At 69.7% G+C, this 19,449-nt stretch carries 17 protein-coding genes and 3 pseudogenes; 5 read left to right on the top strand and 15 right to left on the bottom strand.

What is annotated here, in order from left to right:
- Positions 1-165 precede the first annotated feature (165 nt).
- The 3 genes from BLT97_RS02390 to BLT97_RS39055 form a co-directional block, all read right to left on the bottom strand.
- Positions 166-1,599, bottom strand: coding sequence for a carboxylesterase/lipase family protein (locus BLT97_RS02390; protein ID WP_093607714.1), 1,434 nt, complete (start codon positions 1,597-1,599; stop codon positions 166-168).
- Complete coding sequence (locus tag BLT97_RS02385; RefSeq protein WP_093606942.1) at positions 1,596-3,077, bottom strand: long-chain-fatty-acid--CoA ligase; 1,482 nt, start codon at positions 3,075-3,077, stop codon at positions 1,596-1,598. The genes BLT97_RS02390 and BLT97_RS02385 overlap by 4 nt, the downstream gene beginning before the upstream one ends.
- A gap of 190 nt (positions 3,078-3,267) precedes the next feature.
- Positions 3,268-3,342: a hypothetical protein gene (locus BLT97_RS39055; protein WP_425442657.1), complete on the bottom strand. Its 75-nt coding sequence runs from the start codon at positions 3,340-3,342 to the stop codon at positions 3,268-3,270.
- 192 nt (positions 3,343-3,534) lie between these two features.
- On the opposite strand from BLT97_RS39055, the gene BLT97_RS02375 reads away from it, so the two are divergent.
- Positions 3,535-4,173, top strand: a complete 639-nt coding sequence (locus tag BLT97_RS02375; RefSeq protein ID WP_176953606.1) for a SpoIIE family protein phosphatase — start codon at positions 3,535-3,537, stop codon at positions 4,171-4,173.
- A gap of 221 nt (positions 4,174-4,394) precedes the next feature.
- Here BLT97_RS02375 and BLT97_RS39050 read toward each other — a convergent pair.
- The 4 genes and pseudogenes from BLT97_RS39050 to BLT97_RS02350 form a co-directional block, all read right to left on the bottom strand.
- Positions 4,395-4,505: pseudogene (locus tag BLT97_RS39050) on the bottom strand (transposase family protein); the annotation flags it as partial.
- Positions 4,506-4,885: 380 nt separating this feature from the next.
- Positions 4,886-5,767, bottom strand: coding sequence for an arginase family protein (locus BLT97_RS02365; protein WP_093606939.1), 882 nt, complete (start codon positions 5,765-5,767; stop codon positions 4,886-4,888).
- 127 nt (positions 5,768-5,894) lie between these two features.
- On the bottom strand, positions 5,895-6,080 hold the full coding sequence (locus BLT97_RS02360) for a hypothetical protein (protein WP_143041302.1): 186 nt from the start codon (positions 6,078-6,080) through the stop codon (positions 5,895-5,897).
- Between the two features lie 551 nt (positions 6,081-6,631).
- Complete coding sequence (locus BLT97_RS02350; RefSeq protein ID WP_093606936.1) at positions 6,632-7,261, bottom strand: class I SAM-dependent methyltransferase; 630 nt, start codon at positions 7,259-7,261, stop codon at positions 6,632-6,634.
- Between BLT97_RS02350 and BLT97_RS02345 the strand changes: the two are divergent.
- Positions 7,250-8,208 (top strand): annotated as a pseudogene (locus BLT97_RS02345) (IS5 family transposase). The gene BLT97_RS02350 and the pseudogene BLT97_RS02345 sit on opposite strands and share 12 nt — an antisense overlap.
- A gap of 81 nt (positions 8,209-8,289) precedes the next feature.
- Here the strand turns inward: BLT97_RS02345 and BLT97_RS02340 are convergent.
- Positions 8,290-9,444 (bottom strand): tyrosine-type recombinase/integrase, encoded by a 1,155-nt coding sequence (locus BLT97_RS02340; protein ID WP_245769098.1) that lies wholly within the window; start codon positions 9,442-9,444, stop codon positions 8,290-8,292.
- Positions 9,445-9,540: 96 nt separating this feature from the next.
- Here BLT97_RS02340 and BLT97_RS02335 point away from each other — a divergent pair.
- Positions 9,541-9,705: pseudogene (locus BLT97_RS02335) on the top strand (pirin family protein); the annotation flags it as partial.
- A gap of 137 nt (positions 9,706-9,842) precedes the next feature.
- Here the strand turns inward: BLT97_RS02335 and BLT97_RS02330 are convergent.
- The 4 genes from BLT97_RS02330 to BLT97_RS02320 form a co-directional block, all read right to left on the bottom strand.
- Positions 9,843-10,970: a sensor histidine kinase gene (locus BLT97_RS02330; protein WP_093606934.1), complete on the bottom strand. Its 1,128-nt coding sequence runs from the start codon at positions 10,968-10,970 to the stop codon at positions 9,843-9,845.
- Positions 10,967-11,644, bottom strand: a complete 678-nt coding sequence (locus tag BLT97_RS02325; protein WP_093606933.1) for a response regulator — start codon at positions 11,642-11,644, stop codon at positions 10,967-10,969. Before BLT97_RS02325 ends, BLT97_RS02330 begins: the two co-directional genes overlap by 4 nt.
- A gap of 236 nt (positions 11,645-11,880) precedes the next feature.
- Positions 11,881-12,033 carry a hypothetical protein gene (locus BLT97_RS37720; RefSeq protein ID WP_176953605.1) on the bottom strand — a complete coding sequence of 51 codons (153 nt, stop codon included), beginning with the start codon at positions 12,031-12,033 and terminating at the stop codon, positions 11,881-11,883.
- A 54-nt stretch (positions 12,034-12,087) separates the two neighbouring features.
- Positions 12,088-13,356 carry a cation:proton antiporter gene (locus tag BLT97_RS02320; RefSeq protein ID WP_093606932.1) on the bottom strand — a complete coding sequence of 423 codons (1,269 nt, stop codon included), beginning with the start codon at positions 13,354-13,356 and terminating at the stop codon, positions 12,088-12,090.
- 184 nt (positions 13,357-13,540) lie between these two features.
- Between BLT97_RS02320 and BLT97_RS02315 the strand changes: the two genes are divergently transcribed.
- On the top strand, positions 13,541-14,842 hold the full coding sequence (locus BLT97_RS02315; protein WP_093606931.1) for a DUF418 domain-containing protein: 1,302 nt from the start codon (positions 13,541-13,543) through the stop codon (positions 14,840-14,842).
- A 167-nt stretch (positions 14,843-15,009) separates the two neighbouring features.
- Positions 15,010-15,543, top strand: a complete 534-nt coding sequence (locus BLT97_RS02310) for a hypothetical protein (RefSeq protein ID WP_176953604.1) — start codon at positions 15,010-15,012, stop codon at positions 15,541-15,543.
- Positions 15,544-15,597: 54 nt separating this feature from the next.
- On the opposite strand, the gene BLT97_RS02305 is transcribed toward BLT97_RS02310, so the two are convergent.
- The 3 genes from BLT97_RS02305 to BLT97_RS02295 all read right to left on the bottom strand — a co-directional run bounded on the left by BLT97_RS02305 (position 15,598) and on the right by BLT97_RS02295 (position 19,420).
- Entirely contained in the window at positions 15,598-16,206 is a 609-nt protein-coding gene (locus tag BLT97_RS02305; protein WP_093606930.1) for a TerD family protein, read from the bottom strand.
- Between the two features lie 208 nt (positions 16,207-16,414).
- Positions 16,415-18,208: an ABC transporter ATP-binding protein gene (locus tag BLT97_RS02300; protein ID WP_093606929.1), complete on the bottom strand. Its 1,794-nt coding sequence runs from the start codon at positions 18,206-18,208 to the stop codon at positions 16,415-16,417.
- Between the two features lie 321 nt (positions 18,209-18,529).
- Positions 18,530-19,420 carry a hypothetical protein gene (locus tag BLT97_RS02295; RefSeq protein WP_143041301.1) on the bottom strand — a complete coding sequence of 297 codons (891 nt, stop codon included), beginning with the start codon at positions 19,418-19,420 and terminating at the stop codon, positions 18,530-18,532.
- Positions 19,421-19,449 lie beyond the last annotated feature (29 nt).

The following is a 19,449-nucleotide window of genomic DNA, read 5'->3' as shown; positions in this document are numbered from 1 at the left end:
ATGCGACGACGGTCAACGCGGCCTCCAGTAGATCTGAGGCTCCGTCGGGGCAGTTGGCCAGCGAACGGACGCACCGCAGGTCGATGAAACGTCGGGAGCGCCGGTGTCGTGCGATCGGGCAGCCCCTGACTGTGGGCCAGAGCAGGTGGGCGGGATGCCCGGGCCTCAGTCCCACAGGCGCAGTTCTTCGTCTCTCGGAGCGTGGACGGTTCGGGGGCCGTCGGCGCCGAAGGTCATCACGGGCTGGGTGCGGTTCCAGGGTTCCCAGCCGGGGTCCCCGTGGGTGGCGAAGGCGATCCACGCTTGGTGCATGGCCCGGGCGAGCTCTTGCGGGGCCGCGTCACCGGCCAAGAGGTGGCTGTCGGCGGTGTGCAGAGTGTCGAAGACGAAGCCGATTTCCAGGGCGTGGCAGGCTCCGAGCCGCCCTACCGGTGACGGCCACGCGAATTCGTAGACATAGGTTCGGCCCGGTCGGCCGGTGCGGTCATCGGCGAGTCGGATGAGCGGGGCCCTGAGGATTTTGTCGGTGGTCATCGCTCCGAGGATCTCGCCGGGCGGTGCGTCCGGCCGGGAGGCTCGGTAGACCCCGGGGGCGCGCAGGGGGGCCCGGTTCCTCAGCGTGGCGGCCCACAGGGTGCCGCGGCCGATCCGGTCGACGAGGCCGCTGGGTTCGAACCACAGCCGGTGCTCGTGAGTGTTGCTGCCCAGGAGGAGATCGATGCCGTCAGTGGCACCCGCCGCTGGTGCGGCGGCAGGTGCGGCAGGAAGAAAGTCCCCGTCGATCACAGGGTGGAACCCGCGGTTGCCGGTCAGAGGGGTGCCCCCGGAGGTCGCGGTACGCTGCGCGGCCAGCAGGCGTGACGGTTCGACGCGGGCAAAGGCCGCAGCGGTGGCGTCGACTCCCAGGTGCTTGGCCATGGCCACGGTGGTACGCGCTGCCTGGGCGGGTGGGAGCGCGGTCGGGGCTCCGCTCTGCATGACGGCCCGGTGGAACAGCCCGGTGGCGTGGGGGCTGGTGAGCAGAGCGGCGATGCTGGTCGCCCCCGCGGACTCCCCGAAGACCGTGACGTTGCCGGGATCGCCGCCGAAGGCGCGAATGTTGTCACGGACCCAGGACAGCGCGGCGAGCTGGTCGCGCAGTCCGAGGTTGGCGGGGGCGTCCGGAAAGACGCCGAAGCCCTCGACGCCGAGCCGGTAGTTGAGGGAGACCAGCACCACCCCGTCACGGGCGAAGGCCCATCCGTCATAGAGGGGGACGGCGGAGGAGCCGTTGCGCAGTGATCCTCCGTGGATCCACACCATGACGGCCCGCTGCCGCTCGTCCGGGGCAGGCGTCCAGACGTTGAGATTGAGGCAGGCGTCGCCGGGGATGTCGGGGTCGGGTAGGAGCGCGTCCAACGGCGGGGCGTACGGGTTCTTGGGCGCAGTGGGCCCGAAGGTGGTCGCATCGCGGACCCCCTGCCAGGCGGGGACGGGAGCAGGGGCCCGGAAGCGCAGGGGGCCGACGGGCGCCGCCGCGTAGGGTATGCCGCGAAAGACGCTGACACCGTCCTCGACGGAGCCGCGGACCGTGCCCGTCCGGGTTTCGGCCTGAGTCATGCGCATGCCTCTCTCAGCTCGCGCTTGAGGACCTTGCCGCTGGGGCCGAGCGGCAGCGAGTTGAACACGCGCACGATCCGTGGGTACTTGTGCCGCCCGAGGCGGCCCCTGGCCCACTCGATGAGTTCGTCGGGGTGAAGCTGTGTGCCGGGGCGCAGCACCACGGCGGCGCAGATCTCCTCGCCTCTGACCTGGTCAGGCAGCCCCACCACGCTGACCTGAGCGATGTCGGGGTGGCGGGCCAGCGTCTCCTCGACTTCGCGGGGGTAGACGTTGAAGCCACCGCGAATGATCAGGTCCTTCTTGCGGTCGACGATGGTCAGGAAACCGTCCGGATCCTTGACGCCGAGGTCTCCGGTACGGAACCAGCCATCGACGAGGGCGTCGGCGGTGGCCCGCGGGTCGTCGAGGTATCCGGCGAAGACGTTGTGGCCGCGCAGGACGATCTCGCCCCTCTCGCCGTCGGCGAGGGTGACGACGCGGTCCTCGATCTTCGGATCGGCGACAGCGGCCTCGACCCCCGGGATGGGGCGGCCCACCGTCCCGGTCCGCCGTTCGGCGGGACGGTTGAACGTGGCGGCGGGCGACGTCTCGGTGAGCCCGTAACCTTCTAGGATCACCGTGTCGAAAGCGTCCTCGAAGCGCTCCAGGAGGGCGACCGGCAGCGCGGCGCCGCCCGAGACCGCCAGACGCAGGCCTGCCGGGCGGGGGCCGCCCTGCGCGGACGCCTCGGCGAGCGCGTGGTACATCGTCGGCACCCCCATGAACACCGTCACGGCTTCGCGCGCCATCAGCGCGAGGGCGTCGGGACCGGTGAAACGGGCGGTCAGAACCAGGGACGCGCCCGCGCTGAGTGCGGCGTTCATCGCGCAGGACTGGCCGAAGCTGTGGAACAGCGGCAGACAGCCGAGGACGACGTCGTCGGGGGTGAGAGTGAACAGGTCCTGGGCGCATACGGTGGCGTTCCGTACCAGGTTCGCGTGGGTGAGCAGGGCGCCTTTGGGCCGCCCTGTGGTGCCGCTGGTGTAGAGGACGACCGCGGTATCCTCCGGGTCGCACGGCTCGGGGCCGTCGAGGGCCGGCCCGCCGCGGTCGACGGGCAGGAGCCGGACGCCGGCGTCCGCCGCGGCGGCCTCAGCGACCGCGGCCGGCTTCCCGGCCGCGACCACGGCACGACAGCCGCTGTGCCGCAGCACGTACGCGACCTCGTCGGCCAGGAGCAGCCCGTGGACGGGCACCGCGGTGGCCCCGGCGGCGAGCACCGCATAGTAGACGCGCGGGAAGTCGGCCGTGTTGGGCAGCAGCAGGGCGACCCGGTCACCGGCTCTCACGCCGTCGGCACGGAGCCGGCCGGCGAGCTGCAAGACGTCCTGCCACAGGTCTCGGTAGGTGATGCGGAGGTCCCCGTCGACGACCGCGATCCGGTCCGGATGTCGGGCGGCGGATTCCTGCAGGACGGTGGCGACGCTCAACTGCACCTTGGCTCCCTCACGCGTACGGACGGGCTGTCTGATCGCCTCAACTTTGTCCAGGCGGCGCGGCGTCGGCCATATGCAGACGCCCAGCACCGCAGCCTGCGGCGTGGGCAACGGCACGGGCCACTGCGTGAGGGCCGCATCGGGCCGACCAGTTCAAGGGCGTGCAGCGCGGGCTCATCCGACCCGTGTCTCACTTGAGCCGGTGGGCCAGCCGGTCAGTTCGGCGACCCATGTGGTTGAGGACCGTGCTGCGGTGGCGGATCATCCGTGCGGCGGTCCCAGAGGCCGAGCAGCCCGAGACGAGCCAGGTCCGCAGCGTGCCCGGAAGCACGCCACGCAAGGGGCCGCGCAAGACCTGCCGGCCCGTGGGAGTTGGCAACTGTATGACCTAAGGGCGGAGTCCCACTGTTTCCCTGGTCCTTCCACAAGCGTCATGAGCTGTTGTTTCCATGAGGCAGTGCCGACCCCGTACGGCATTCGCATCCTGATGGCTGACCTGCCGGGAAAGTCCGATGCCACCCGTGCCGTGGCCGAGGAACTCCTGGAACGCTGGCGCCGCCAGAGCCTTACCGAGCCGAGTCTCACCGATCTGGCCGTGCGCCTGGACGCGGCCCTCGCCCCGCACCTGGACGCGTACGCCAAGGTATTGCTGATGAACGCCGCAGACGACGGCAGCAGGGTGGAGTTCATCTGCTGCGGCCATCAGCCGCCCTATGTAGTCGCTGACGGCCGTATCACTGCGATCGAACCCTTGACTATGCTGCCGCCGCTCGGCCTGTTCTCTCTCGCGCCGTCGGTCACCCGTATCTACGTCACTTCCGTAGGTATGGGCCCGAAACGGCGCATGCTCGCGCTGACGGATGGCGTGACAGAAGCGGTCGGCAACCAGGGCGCAGGCTTCGCGGTCACCGAGGATGCGGTTGCCCTCGGCGACCGTGAGTCCGCCGGTCTCGTGGCTCAACTCGCCGAGAAGTTCGACGAGCACCGCCGCGACTCCGACAGGGGGGAAGCAACGCTCCTGCTCTTGGAGCAAAACGTCCAGCGTGACGATAGCGACAGTGCCGGTGTCGAGGTACCGGGGAATGCTGCCGCCTGAAAGCTCGGTAGTTGAATGCAGGCGGTAGGGAGGTCCTTGCGTCCGGCGGCCGGGCGACGGACCCGGATCTCGGTGCCGTCGATGATCCCGGTCTGCCCGCTCGCACGGAGATGATGGATGGCGTCGGCGAGGGTGCACAGCCGCAGGCCGGGCGCGGCGGTGCAACCACGCTCAGCGAGCAGAGGCCGTACTTCACCGATTGCGCGTGTGATGGTCGAGCGGTCGACACCGAACCAGCAGGTCAGCACGTCGTGGGTGGCGCCGTGCCGGAGGTGGACGAGGGTCGCCAACAGCCGGTCGACGAAGACCAGTTTTGTGCTTTGCCCCGGCACCGACAGCTCGGCGACGAGGCCGTGAAACCAGTCCGGCCTGATGCCGCTCGTGCCACAACGGGCCGATCTCGGCGACGAGTTCAGCGACCACGTCGGGACTCAGCCCCGTGATCCGCCGGCTTCGGGTGATCGCTGCACGCACCCCGGTCCCTGCCACACAGGCCATGATCAACGACCAAGGTCCGACGCGCCACCGCCAACCACGCACGAGCTCGTTAAGGGCGGCTTGCCAAGAGCTTCCCCGGGTGAGAGACGGAAGGGGCAGTCAGCGGACCTGTTCACCCGTACGCCACGGGGCAAGACGGCGTGGATCACAGCGCCTTCGGCCACCACAAGTGCTGCAGCTGGGGTCAGTGCAGCACCAAAGGCCACCCTTGCGCCTACGGCGCTGCAACCTGCGTGTCTGAACGCAGCGGCGCTGGTGCACTCTCCTCAGGGGTGAACAGTCCGTTGACCATGCTGCGCAGTACAGCCTCTTCCTGTTCGGTGACGTCGCTTCGCTCATACTCGGTGAGGGCGATACCGGCGAGCGTGAACTCCGCGGCGAGTGCCCGCACTGCATGAAGTAGTTCAGCGACACCGAGCCCGCCCGGCTCCGGCGTGCCGACGGCCGCAAAGACGTGCGGGTCGAGGACGTCGAGGTCGATGTGGACATACACCGCCTCCGCGCCAGTGGCCTTCACGGTGTCCAGGAGCGCGCACGGGTCGGCCAACTGCTCGACGCCGAGAAGAGGGATGCCGCGGTGTGCGACCAGATCCCGCTCACCCGGATCCAGTGATCGGGCGCCTGCCAAGACGACGCGGTCGGCCGGCAGACTGCGCGCGGGGCGCAGGCCGTTCGGACCGTCGCCGATGAGCGCACGCAGCACCATGCCGTGGAAGGCGCCGGAGGGTGACGACTGCGGCGAGTTGAGGTCCGCGTGCGCGTCGAACCACACCAGTGCCAGCCGGTCCCCGTACGCAGCGAGGGCAGCCTCGATTGGCGCGAGATCGACAGCGCAGTCGCCCCCGACGATCACCATGAGGTCGTCCGCAGCAACCTCGGCTACTGCCGCCCGTACCGCGTGCAGGTGTCGTTCCAGAACTTCGGCGTTCCGCACACCTCCCCGAGACGTGCCGCCCTCTTCGTCGAGCGTGACCGTATGCCGACGACGCGCGGGAATCAGCTCAGCAAGCCAACGGGCTCCCTCCCGCAGCCGGTCGGCGGTAGCCGCCCCGGACCCCTGCCACTGCGCCACCTTGACCACATGCAAACCCGACACCGACAGCTCCCCTCACCTGTGATCACCGCAGCGTATGCCGATGCGCTCATTCGGCTTGGGCGCTGCTCAGATTCTGGGACAGAGAGGGTGAGTTGGCGCCGGTTGCGCTCGAGTGCCGCGGATCAGCTCAGCGCGGCAGCGCTGGCCGACGGTAGGCGAAGACTGGCTGGCCGAGAGCGACCATCAGCAAGAGCACGGGCCCGACCAGCCACGGCACGCCGACGGTGAGCGACAGAGGCAGGACCTTGCGCCGGAACGTCGCGAGGGCGGTGACCGCAAAGGAATACCAGACGACTGGCTCGGCACTCATCACCAAACGAGCCTCGCTGGGGCGGCTGTGGCGGCGTCATCTTGCTCAGCCCTCTGCATCAGGGGAATGCTCGCGCGTTGCCGGCCATCCCTTAGAAAGGTGACAGAACAAGGCTACACATTCGTCGCTACCCTCCAGCTGCCGCTTCGTGTCCGCGACCATTATCAGGAACCTAAGGGCCGAGCCAAGTCGCACTTCGTAAGGAGACCGGGGGAAGTCTGGGCTGCCGCTCAGATTGGTGGATACATGTGCGCGAGGATTCAGATGCCGCCCCAATTCATGGATGTCAAGCAGACAGCGGAGTACCTGAACATGTCCGTCCAGTGGGTGTACAAGGAGGCGCCGCGACTGGGTTTGACGCCATACAAGTTCGGGTCGGGTCGTAATGCGAAGCTTCAGTTCAAGTTGTCGGAAGTGCAAGGTTGGGTCAGGCAGCAGCGGGTTCCGGAATGGTGACGTCCTAGGGGTGTCTGACAATTCCGGTCTGATCAGCGAGATTCGGCTGAGCTGGCAATCCGGAGGTGCGCCGATCGGCTGGAGGGACTGGGCAGTGGCTACGAACGGCGGGCCAGTAGATGGGCGTCGAGGAAGCCCCGATCAGAGGATGGATCGTGGAGCAGCCGGGCGAAGGGATCGAACCCAGCATCGCCCAGAAGTTCGGCGAGGCGATCCACCGGCCAGCTGTAGGCGGGCGCCACCTTGTGGTCGAACCGGACCGGTTCTTGTCCGTCGGTCCCGAAGAAGGAGACCAGGAGTAGACCGTCCGGTGCCAGGACGCGTACCTGTTCGGCGAGCAGCTCCGGTAGTTTCCCCGGAGGGGTGTGGATCATTGAGTAGTGGGCCAGTACGCCGCCGAGCGCGGCGTCCTCGATCGGCAGGGATTCCATCCGCGCCTCTTGGAAGCGCAGCGCCGGATGGGCCTGCCGGGCGTGGTCGACCATGCCGGGGGCAAGGTCTAGTCCGAAGGCGTCCAGGCCGAGTTCGTGCAGCATGGCTGTCAGATGTCCGGGCCCGCACCCGACGTCCGCTGTCCGCAGGTTGCCTGTCGCGCGCACCAGTTCGGCGAAGGTGCCGATCATGGCCCGGGAGAAAGGCTGTGTTTCCAGCCGGTTTGCGAACAGCGATGCGTACAGCTCGACGACACCGTCGTAAGCCGTCCTGGTCTCGTCCTGATGATTCGCCACGGGCAGGACTCTATAGCCGGTCTGATAATTGATCTTGCGGCAGGTCGAGGTGAGTTGACGGATGCGGCATGGAGGCGGATAGAGCCCCTTTTGCCTCAGGTGGACGGACGGGGCCGTCCGTGGCGTGACCACCGGCAGGTGGTCAGCGGGGTGCTGTGGTGGCTGCGGACCGGGGCTCCGTGGCGGGATCTTCCCGACCGGTTCGGGCCGTGGCAGACCGTCTACGAGCGGTTCGTCCGCTGGGAGGCGGACGGCACCTGGGCACGGTTGCTGGAGCACGTTCAGGTCCGCGATGACGGGGTGGGCCGGGTGGAATGGACCGTCTCCGTCGACTCCACCATCAACCGAGCCCATCAGCACGCAGTCGGCGCCCGCAAAAAGGGGATGTGAACGGGAACGAACTGGAAGGTCCGGGCCGCTCGCAGGCGCGCCAGGCCCTCGGCCGCTCCCGAGGCGGACTGACCACCAAAGTCCATCTCGCCGTCGATGGCCGGGGCCTGCCCCTGTCGATTGTGCTCACGCCCGGCAACGTCAACGACGCGACGGCGTTCGGCCAGGTCCTCGACGGCATCCGCACCCCGCGCCTCGGCACGGCCGCCCGCGCACGACACCGGACCGTGTGCTGGGTGACAAGGCGTATTCCAGCAGGGCCATCCGCCATCTGTTGAGGCGCCGGGGCATCGCTGCCACGATCCCCGAGCGCCGCGACCAGGCGGCGAACCGCCACCGACGCGGAGCCCTCGGCGGCCGGCCGCCGGCCTTCGACAAGGTCGCCTACCGCGACCGCAACGTCGTCGAACGATGCTTCGCCCGCCTCAAGCAGTTCCGCGCGATCGCGACCCGGTTCGACAAGCTCGGCGACCGCTACCGTGCCGGAGTTGTCCTGGCTTCCTTGATCCTCTGGCTTCGCGAGTCCACGGGGTAAACATTTGTCAGACAGGCCCTAGAACACTCATTCATTTGTTGGGTGGTCCCGCGCGAGTGGCCCTCGATCGGTTCGGACCGAGCGAGGATCACTCGGTGGCACCTCACGCAGTCAGCCCCATGTCGAGGATCTTCGCGGCCTTACTCATCGATCCTGGCATGAGGTGCCGGTAGATCTTGAATGTGATGTCCAGACTCTTGTGCCCCATCCACTCCGCGACGTCCGTGATCGGAATCCCGTGAGTCAGGCAGTTTGACGCGAAGAAGTGGCGGAAGCCGTAGATGACCATGCCATTTGGAACGTCCGCCTCGCCCGACTTGATCAGCCGCTGCCACTGGTTCTGGAGGTAGTAGTACGGAAACGCCTTGGTCGGGTCCTTCGGGTGGCGGAGCAAGTACCCGTCGACCGTGCCGTACTTGTCGGCGTACCACTCGATGGTCGACTTGACCCGTGAGGGGAGAGGCACGTCCCGGTACTCGCCGATCTTGCGGTGCTTCAGGCGTCCGTACGTCTTGGTGGTCTGGTTCACCTGCTCCGTGATCCGGTACACGTCGTCGGCGACGATGTTGTTGAGGTTGACCGCGGCGGCTTCTCCGTTGCGCAGGCCGCAGCCGCTCATGAGGTCGGCGATCAGGAGGAACGTATCGTCACCGGCCGTGCGGATGGTCTGTAGCTGCTGCGCCGACGGGATGACCGCCCGCTCAGGGTCGTACTGGGGCGGCTTGACTCCTTCCAGCGGGTTCTCGCTGAACAGGCCCAGGCGATGCGCGTCTAGGAGTATCGCCTTGAGCTTGTCGTAGGCGTTGGCCTGCGTGGCGAGGCCGACGCTGTTCCGCTCCATGGTCTGGATGAAGCCATCGACGACCTTGTGGTCGAAGGTGTTCATCCGCCGGCTCTGCAGAGCCGGGAAGAGATGGTGTTCGAGCAGGGAGTCGAGGTGCCGAAGCGATGAAGCGGCAAGGTCCCGCTGACCGGCCTTCCATTCGTCGGTGTACTCCTTGAACTGCATCGCGCCGTACTTCTGGATACGTTCGGCCTTGCTCTGCCGTTGAGGCTTCGCCCTCTTCGCCTCATAGATCTCTACGAGACGTGCGATGGCCCGGTCCTGGTTGGTGAACCCGGCATCCTCGGTCTGCTTCCCGGCCGCGTCGCGGTACCGGATCGTGTACTCATGCGGGCACTTGGACCAGCGGGGCTCGGGGTGCTCACACACCTTGAAGAACGTGCCCATGCCGCGGGCCAGAGTCCTGGTCGCCATCGTGTTGCTGACTCCTCGATCGCCGATGCTGACTACTTGCTGACCGGCGATGGTCCGAGACAGCCCTGACCTGGGCTAAGCCGCGATTCTTGTGATATGTGGTGGAACTTCATCGGCCGCACCCAGGCCGAGATCGAGCAGGCGCGCACGGACTGGATGACCGGCGACCGCTTCGGTGAGGTGAAGGGGTACGACGGGGACCCGATCCCGGCTCCCGAACTCCCGGGCGTCCCGCTGAAGCCGCGGGGGCGGGTGCGCTGACCGGCGGGGCGCGGCGTCTCGGATCGCCCCTCAAGTGCCGCTGCCCGCAGACGAGTTCACGCCTGCCCACGTTGAGATCCGGCCCCCGGTGAGCTCCTGCCCACGTTGAGCTCCGGCCCATGTCGGGCCGTCGGTGCTCAGACGGGCCGCGCCGGTGCGCGCAGTGCGAGCGTGAAGCCGCCCTCCGGTGTGGGTTCGGCCGTGAGGGTGCCGTCGAGGAGTTCGGCGCGTTCGCGCAGGCCGACGAGGCCGTGGTGGGCGCTGGGCAGGGGGACGGTCGGGCGGGTCGGGGCGGTGTTCGTGACGGTGACGCCGAAGTTCCGGGCGTCGTGCCAGAGCCGGACCTCGGCCCGGGCGCCGGGGGCGTGTTTGCGTACGTTGGTGAGGGCTTCCTGGACCGTGCGGTAGACCGTCCGCTGGGCGGTTGTGCTGATTCCGGGCGGGAGTTCACCGGTCAGGGCGGTCTCGATGCCACTGTTCGCGATCAGCTGCTGAAGGTCGGCAAGGGTGGGCTGGGGCGTCAGTTCCGTCGCGCTGCCGCCGGACGCGCGCAGCAGCGTGACCATGTGGCGCAGTTCGTCGAGGGTGTTCACGCTCAGGGTGCGGATGGCGCGGGCGCCGTCGCGGGTCCGCGCGTCCTCGGCGGCCACCTGAAGGGCTCCGGCCTGTACGGCGATGAGGCTGACCTGGTGGGAGACCACGTCGTGCATCTCGCGGGCCAGTTGGGCGCGTTCGCGGGCGAGGACGGTCTGGGCGTACAGGGCGCTTTCGTGTTCGCGGGCCTCTTCGACCTCGACGAGCTTGCGTGCCACGTCCTGTCGGGCCTGCACCAGCTGACCGAAGAGCACCGGGGCGAAGGCCGTGGCCAGCGTGTAGACGAACTGGATCAGGGTCCAGGTGCGGTCCTCGCCGGAGAACGTTTCGGAGACCGGCCACACGAGGGTGCTGGCCGCCGCGTTCAGGAGCGCGCAGCCCGCGAGGAGCGGGCGGCTGCGGGAGTGCAGGGCGAGCGTGTACAGCGCGACGACGGGCGCCACCGCCACGTCCATGAACACGAGCATGGGCAGCGTCAGCAGAAAGGCGGCCATCGGAACGGACCGGCGCAGGAAGAGTCCAGCGCTGCCGACGGCGGCGCAGGCCCACATCAGCGGCGCGGCCTCACCGTAGAGATTGATCCACGCGTCGAGGAGGGAGAGGGCGACGAGGCCCGTGTCGACGCCCCACGCCGGTACGCGGCGCCACGGTGCCCTGCCGGTGGGCGTCATCCGGTGTCCCGCGCAGTGTCGTCACCGTGGCCCCCGAGCAGTCCGGCCCGCTCCGCGAGCAGGGCCGCTTGGACGCGGCTGGAGACACGCAGCTTGGTGAGGATGGAGCTGACGTGGTCCTTGACCGTGCCCGCGCTCAGGTGGATGCGGGTGCCGATGTCGGCGTTGGACAGCCCTTCGGCGACCAGGACCAAGACCTGGCGTTCCCGGTCGCTGAGCAGGCCCACGCGGGCCACCTCCGCGTCCTGCGGCGCGCCGGCCCCCGGATGGCCGCGCAACAGGGCGCGAGAGGCCTTCGGGGACATCACCACCCCGCCTGCGGCCAGGGTGCGCACCAGCTGGGCGAGTTGCTCGGGCTCGGTGTCCTTGAGAAGGAACCCGGCGGCGCCCGAGCGCAGCGCGGTCAGGATGTACTCGTCGGTGTCGAAGGTGGTCAGCATGGCCACCTGCGGTGGTGCGGGCAGTTCCTGGATCCGGCGCAGAACGGTGAGGCCGTCCACGTCCGGCATCCGGATGTCGAGGAGCACGACGTCCGGCTGCTCGCGCCGGACGACATCGGCGGCTTGGCCGCCTTCCGCGGTCGCCACGACCTCGATGCCGTCCGAGGCGTTCAGGATCAGTTCGAACCCGGACCGCACGAGGGCCTCGTCGTCCACCACCACTACCCGGATCACCGGCGTTCCGCCTCACACTCGTCAGTTCTCTCCGGCATCGCGGCGACCTGTGGGCCCCGGACCGGTGCGTCCGCTTCCCGTACGGTGATCGCGCGCCGCCGTCGACAGTACGTCGGGGACGCAGCGGGACCCCGCGACGGGATGGAGATCCCCGCCAACCGGCAGGCCGGTTCCAGCCGTTCGGGGGGACCGGCGGGTCCACCGGCAGCGGGCGGGGCGCACAGGGCGGGCCCGACTCAGGCGGCGAGTCCGGGGAAGACCGCCACGAGGCGCTCGATGAGGCCGGTGTACAGATCGGGGTGGAGCACAGCCAGGATGAGTGCGGCGGCGAGGAAGAGGAGGAGACCGGTCTCGCGGCGTACGGGTCGGTCGGCGCGGTTGTCGTTCATGCGTCCAGGCTGGCCGAGCGCCGGATCCGTAAGTGTCCGGCAGCCGTCCGGCCCTCACCCCCCAGGCGGCCGGAGCCGGCCCGCCGGTTCGCCGAGCCCGCCGGCGGGAGCGGCGAGCAACCGCGCGAGGGGCAGGGAACCGATGCCGTGGAGCACCACGCTGCCGAGCACGGTGAGGGTCATGGCGTCAAGGGCGGTGTCGGCGTTCGGCCCTTCGGGCAGGGTGTTGAAGGCGAGCAGCCCGAACACGATCGACGTGGTGCCGCGGGGGCCGAGTGCTCCCACCAGGAGCCGCTGGCGCCAGGTGAACGTCGAGCCGAGGAAGGCGAACAGGACCGGGATGATCCGTACGACGGTGAGCGCGGCGACACACAGCACGACGGTGGGCCAGTGGGCGGGGCCGCTCAGCGCGAACACCACGGCGTTCCCGAAGAAGAACCACATGCCCATCGTCATGATCTGCGTGGTGTCCTCGATGAGGCGGAAGTCCGAGGCGTCCGGGGCGTCGGCGCCGCGTCGCCGGGTCGGTGCCTGCCGCACGTAGCGGAAGGCGATGCCGCAGACGAACGAGGCGACGAAGCCGTTCCCCTCGAGTGCCACCGTCGCCGTGTAGGCGAGCAGCGGGGCGACGAGGACGAGGATGCGGCGGGACTGGGCGGTCATCAGGTGCCTGCGGTCGGCCTCGTTCATCAGCCACGCGAGCAGCATGCCGAGGATTGCTCCCACGACCAGTGCCTTCGCGGCGAACGGAATCGCCGTGCCCAGGGCCTGCGCGGGGGTGCGTGCCTGGGAGGTCGAGCCGGCCAGGATGAGGGCGAACAGGAAGACGGGCGAGATGATCCCGTCGTTGTAGCCGCTCTCCACGTTGAGGACCTCGCGGACCCGTTTCGCGATGCGCGAGTCCCGTACCAGGCTCTCGGCCGGGGCGAAGTCCGTCGGCACGATGATGCACGCGATGAGCAGCAGGAGCGCCCACGGCGCCCCGGGCAGCAGCAGCGAGCCGACGATGACCATGCACAGCAGACTGAGCGGCAGCGCCACGAGCAGGACGCGTGCTGCCGCGCCGGGTTCGTTGCCGAAGAGCCGTCCCCCGGGGAGTTCGGTGGCGTCGACGAACAGCAGCACCGCCAGGATGACCTCGGCCACGTGCTGGGCGATGTGGGAGTTGAGCGTTTCCGCGATGTGGTGGTGCGTGAAGATCCCGGTGACGATCCCCGCGAGGACCAGCACCAGTGGAGCTCTGATGTGCCGGTGCTCGAGCCATCCGGCGGCCAGTGCCCAGGCCGCGGCCACGGCAGTGATCACGATCAGTACGAGGGTCATGGCACTTCCGGTCGGGCAGGGACGGCGCGGAGGACGTTCCCGACCTTAGGTTCGGCCGGAGTGTCCGGCGGCCCCGCCGGCTCCGACTGCAGCCGTTCGGAGGGCCGGATCCCGCCGGTCGGCGGAGGTGTTGCCGACGCCTGCCGGATGGTTCGCGTCCCGGCGGCTTCGAAGGATCGTTCCTATGACATCGATACAGCCGCCACCGCAGGGCGCCACCGCTCCGCCGGATCATGGGCTTGGCCGGACCGCTACGTCGTCGGACCGTGTGCCTGGACAGCCCGGTACGCCGACGGAGTCCGCCGGACCTGCGCCCCGGGGGCCGTCGACGGGGCGTCTGGTCGGGGTCGATCTGGCCCGCGCGCTGGCGGTGTTCGGGATGTACATCGTGCACATCGGCCCGGCGCTCTCGGCCACGAGCGGGGCCGGCACCTGGGTCCGGTACCTGGCCGACGGCCATTCGTCGGTCCTGTTCGCCACGCTCGCCGGGTTCTCGCTGATGCTGATCGCGGGGCGCCGCGAGCCGAAGACGGGTCTCGCGGGCCGGCAGGCGCAGGCACGGATCGCGATCCGCGCCGTGGTCCTACTGGCACTGGGAACGGTCTTGGCCATGGAGTACGGGGGAGTGATCATCCTCGGCTTCTACGGCGTCTACTTCCTCCTCGCCCTGCCCCTGCTCCGGCTGAGCGCCAGGACCCTCGCGATCATCGCGGCCGCGCTCGCCGTCACCACGCCGCAGCTGGCGTTCTTCCTGAACACGCAGCTGAGCGAGTCGCTGACCCGGACCATCAACGCCTATGACCCGCTCCGGTCGCTCAGCGAAGTGGGCCTGCTCGACCTGCTGCTCACCGGCTTCTACCCGGCGCTCACGTGGATGTCGTTCGTGGTCGCCGGCATGGCGCTGGCCCGCCTCGACCTGTCCGCCGTGTTCGTCCAGTGGCGTCTCGCCGCGCTGGGCGCCGCCCTCACCGTGGGCGCGTACGGTCTGTCGCTGCTGCTCGCGGGGAAGGACGCGCTGCGGAGCATGGCGGAGGGCGGAAAGTCGTCCGGTCCCGGGTCTTCGGGCTGGTCCGGGGAGGGTTCCTTCGGGGAGGGCTCCTTCGAGGGCAAGCACGCCGGCCCCGAACTGCTCTCCGCCGGGCCCCACAGCGGCACCACCTTCGACATCATCGGCAGCGTGGGCGTCGCCATCCTCGTGATCGTGGGCGCGACGGTGCTGATGGACCGCCTGCCGCGCCTGCGACGCCTGGCGAAGCCGGTCATCGCCGTGGGTACCATGTCCCTGACCGCCTACGTCGGCCACTTCCTTGCGCAGTCCCTGCTGAGCGTGCCGGGGGGCGAGAGCGACCGGACGTCCTGGCTGCCCGTGCTCCTGTTCATCCTCGGAGCGATCGTGTTCGCCGCGGTCTGGTCCCGCTTCTTCCGCCGCGGGCCGCTTGAACATCTCCTCAACGTCGCCACCAAGCCCGCCCGGTACGTCCGCTGAGGTCCGGACCGTCCGAACGCGGGGTGTGCTCCGGCCTACCGGCGGATGGATGGGCGAGGCCCGGCGGATGGAGTCCGCGGTCCTGGCACGGTGTGATCGATCCGGGGCCCGCCCGAGCGGCGGGCCCCGTCCCGTATCCGCCCGTACCGTTCGAGGATTCTTCGACCATGCCCCGCTTGTCTCCGCACCTTCGCCGATCGGCCCGCGACCTGCGTCGTTGGGCGGCGCGCCCGCACGTTCTGTTCGGCGGCGTGTACGGGGCGGTCCTTGCCAGTTCGATGGTGGCCGCGCTCAGCGGGCAGGGGCCGACCGAGCCGGCCGACCGGCTCAATGACGCGCAGTGGCTCGTGATCACAGCGGTCGCCTCCGCCTCCGCCCACGGCTACGCGCATCTCATCGCCCGGCGCGGCGACGAGAGCGTGCACGGCGTGCGCGCCGTGGTGCGGCTGCTGCTCTCCGAATGGCCTCTGGTCCTGGCCACCACCCCGACGCTGGTCCTGCTGCTGGGTGCGGCGTGGGGCTGGTGGCCGTCCGACGGCGTCGAGTACGTGGCCTTCACCGTCAACGTGGTGCTGCTGTTCGCATGGGGGCTGCTCGCCGCCCGAGCCGGCGGCCGCACCTGGGGATCCGCGGTGAAGGTGGGCATGGCGGACGCGCTGCTCGGCCTATTGGTCGTGGTCGCCAACGTCTTCATCAAGTAGGCACCGCTGCCTGCGGGCTTCGGCCTGCCCGGGGTAGCCCGCCTGCGGGCCTGCTCAACGGTGCAGCTGCATGGCCCGGAGGAGTTCGGGGAACGTGGTGCAGGCCGCCGGATCGCCGATGGCGGTCATCGTCCACGCGCCGGCTGTCCGCGTCAGCTGCGCCATGATCAGCGCCGTGTGAGGGCCCGTGACCGGGAAGGTGCACCGGGCCAGTTCGACCCCCGCGCTCTCGTCGACGAGGCGGCAGTGAGCATTCCGTACGGTCTCGAAGGTGCTGCCGTCGAAGGAGCCGACGGCGAACACGATGCGGTCCGTGTGCGGGGGAAGCCGGGACAGGCGGGCGAAGAACGCCTCGGTGTCTCCCGCTTCCGCGGTGTCATCGGCGAGGAGAGCGGTGCTGTGTGCGAGGGACTCGTCCGGGTTGACGGGGTTGTCGGCGAACAGGACGTCCAGAAACCGTCCGTGGCTGTACAGCGCGGCGAACGTGCCGAGGTGGCCACGGCGGTGGAGTCCCAGTGCGCCGAGCAGGCCGGACCGCGGGGCGGGCTGCCAGCCGATGCCGACGCGGATCAGGTTGAGCGGGCGGCCGTCCGGCCTGAGCAGCGGAACCGGTCGGCCCTTGGCCATGAGCACGGGCACGGGGAGGGGCGCGGGGGCGGGCACGGGGACTCCAACTCTGAGCGATGGACTGGGCGGGGCGCGGGCTGCCTGGCGACGCAGGCGCTGTCCTCAGGCTCACGGGTCGCGCGAAGCGCGGGTATCCGGCTGCCGTCCGGGGCGGCCCCGCCGATCGGCCCGGCTTTCCCGCCATGTGACGGGGAGAGCCGGGCCGTTGAGGTGCCGGCAGGGGGGCCGGCACGCACTTGGCGGATTACTGCGCGGATACGAGGAGTTGGCTCGCCGCGAGCTGCGCGTACAGCTCGTCCTTCGCCACCAGCTCCTCGTGGGTGCCGATCGCGCGGACCTCACCCGCGTCCATGACGACGATCCGGTCGGCATCGGTGACCGTCGACAGACGGTGGGCCACCACGAGGACGGTCGTCTCGCGCGCCGTCTCGGCGATGACCTCCCGCAGCGCCAGCTCGTTGACGGCGTCGAGCTGAGAGGTCGCCTCGTCCAGGAGCAGCAGCCGGGGTCGGCGCAGCAGCGCGCGGGCGATCGCGACGCGCTGGCGCTCACCACCGGACAGCTTCGAGCCGCGGTGTCCGACCAACGTCTCCAGACCGCGGGGCAGTCGCTCGACGAGCGTGCCGAGCCGCGTCCGCTCGATCACCTCGCGGATGTCCTCGTCGCTCGCGCCGGGTGCGGCGAAGACGAGGTTCTCCCGCAGGGTGCCGGCGAGCACGGGCGCGTCCTGCTCTACGTATCCGATGACCGACCGCAGCGCGGACAGAGGCCACTGCGTGACGTCCCTGCCGTCGACCAGGACGCGGCCGTCGGTCGCTTCGTGGAAACGCTCGACGAGCGCGAACAGCGACGACTTGCCCGCCCCCGAAGGGCCGACGAAGGCCGTGAGTCCGCCTCCCGGCACCTCGAAGTCCACCTTCCGGTGGATGTCCGGCAGGCCGGTCCCGTAACGGAAGGACACGCCCTCGAAGCGGACCGACGCCGGACGCGGTGCTCCGTGCGTCGCCTGGTCCTGCGGCGCGGCGTCCCGGGGCGGCGCCGGCTCGGTGGCGAGGCGGTCCACTTCCTTGATCCGGGCGATCGCGACCGCGCCCTCCTGGTACTCGGATGCGGCCTCGACCAGCTTGTACACCGGCTCCATCAGGAAGAAGAGGTACAGCAGGAACGCGATGAGCGTGGAGACGGGCATGTCCCCGGACGACACCCGCGCTCCGCCCACGGCGAGCACGGCGAGGAACGCCAGCTCGACGGCGAGGCTGTCCGCCGTGCCGAGGACGGCCTCCCATTTGGCACCGCGCACGCCGTGGCGCCAAGCCTTGCGTGCCGACGCCTCCACGCGGGCCGTCTCCCGCTGCTCGGCACCGGATGCCTTCACCGTCCGGAACGCGCCGAAGACCCGCTCCAGGCCCGTGGACAGCTCTCCGACCGCCGCCTGCGCCCGCTCGGCGGCCTGCCCGATCCTCGGCATCAGCAGCGCGGCCGCCGCACCGACGACCACGACCACACCGAGCGTGACGCCCAGGAGGGTCAGATCGAGGAAGGCCATCACCACGACGGCCGCGACCAGTGTCACGGCGCCCGTCGCGGCGTTGACCACCGCTCGGGTCGTGACCGCCCGCAGCAACGTCGTATCGGAGGTCACCCGCGACATCAGATCGCCCGGCTGCATCCGGTCCACCGCCGAGACGCGCAGGCGAAGGAGCCGCCCGATGAGGCTCCGGCGCGCGGCGAGGACCACCGACTCGGCCGTCCGCTCCAGGACATAGGCGCCGAACGCCTCGGCCACCATGCCGAGCAGGATCACCGCGGTCATGGCGATCAGGATCGCGGCGATCGTGCCACCGGAGGAGAGCCGGTCGACCAGCGCCTTCGTGGCCAGCGGCTGGAGCAGCCCGCCGGCGGCCCCGGCCAGTGCGAGCAGCAGCCCGAGCGCGACGGCCCACCGCTGCGGACGGACGTACCCGTACAGGGCCCGGAGCGTCTCACGGGCGCGCGGGGACTCGGCACCCGTCGCCTCGCCGGCGGATGCGGTGTTCACAGGATTCCTTTCGTACGGTGCGTCGCACGCACCGCGTCATCGCGGAGGTCAGGGCGTACGGCGGCCCTCAACGGCCGCTCGCCGCCGACGCCGTGCCGGGGAACGTCCCTCGCCTCGCACGGGCGTCATGCCGACAGCCTGTGGGGGCGGGCCTTCCCCGGGCCAGCCGCCGGCCGTCGGGTGCGACCCCGCCGAGTGGCTGGAGTTGCGAGTGCTCGGGGGCGGGTGCGTTGCGGGCGGGGCGCCCGCCTCCGAAAAAGTGAGGCGGCTCCCCGGTGCCGGACACCGGGGAGCCGCCTCAGCTGTGCGCAGGGCAGGGCCTCACTCGATGAAGACCTGCACGGAGTCGGCCCGCCCGTCGTTCCGGTTGACGCCGACGAAGAACTCGCCCCCGATGTGGGTGATGTCTTCGATCTCGTCGACCAGGTTGTTCCCCGGGATTCCGATGTCGCTCTCCACGTCGCCCCCGGACCAGTTGTACTGGTACACCCAGTTCCAACCGGTGCTGGGCGTCGACGTGTTGATGGACTTGGTGTTCCAGATGTAGTTCTCGGAGCAGTCGATGCCTTGGTCGGAGCGGTTGTCGTGGCTCGTCAGATTGGTCTTCACCAGCGTCCATCCGCTCGTCAGCGCACCGGAGCCGGGATGGGTCCACAGGTTGCCCAGGCGGCGGGCGGCGTATTTGCCGGCTCCGCCGGCCGCCGTGGCGCTGTAGCAGAGGCCGCTGATGTTGCCGATGGGCAGCCGGACCACTTCGGTCGAGCCGATCGTTCCCGAGGCGTTGAGGTGGACGATTGCCACATCGGCGCTCGGGAAGGCCGACTGGCTGCCCTGGGTGGCGATCAGGGCCGGGCCCTGGCCCCGGTAGTCCGGGTGGTAGGCGAGGTCGTTGCCGTGGCCGAGTGCCGGGATGGAAGTCGGCGCCCCGGCGCAGGTCCAGCTGGCACCGTCCCAGGCGGTGCCGTCGCGCAGCCAACGGGACAGGACCGGCTCGGCCCCGCCCGCCTTGGTGAAGATGATGTAGAGCTGGCCGCCCGGCCCCGCGACCATGCCCTGCATGACGGTGCGTCCTGCCCTGCACGGGCTGCTGTTCGGGATGTTCAGCCGCTCCGCCCCGCTCCGGTCCGTGGCGGCGTGGGCGGACGTGGTCGACGCGATCGCGATCCCGGTCAGGAGTGCCAGGACGGACGCGAAACTCAGGAGTTTCCTCACTCGGTGCTCCCCCTAGTCGATAAGGGGAG

Origin of the sequence: Streptomyces indicus (genome assembly GCF_900100315.1) — a bacterium.
GTDB lineage: Bacteria > Actinomycetota > Actinomycetes > Streptomycetales > Streptomycetaceae > Streptomyces > Streptomyces indicus.
This window is presented reverse-complemented; position numbering and strand designations above follow the sequence as displayed.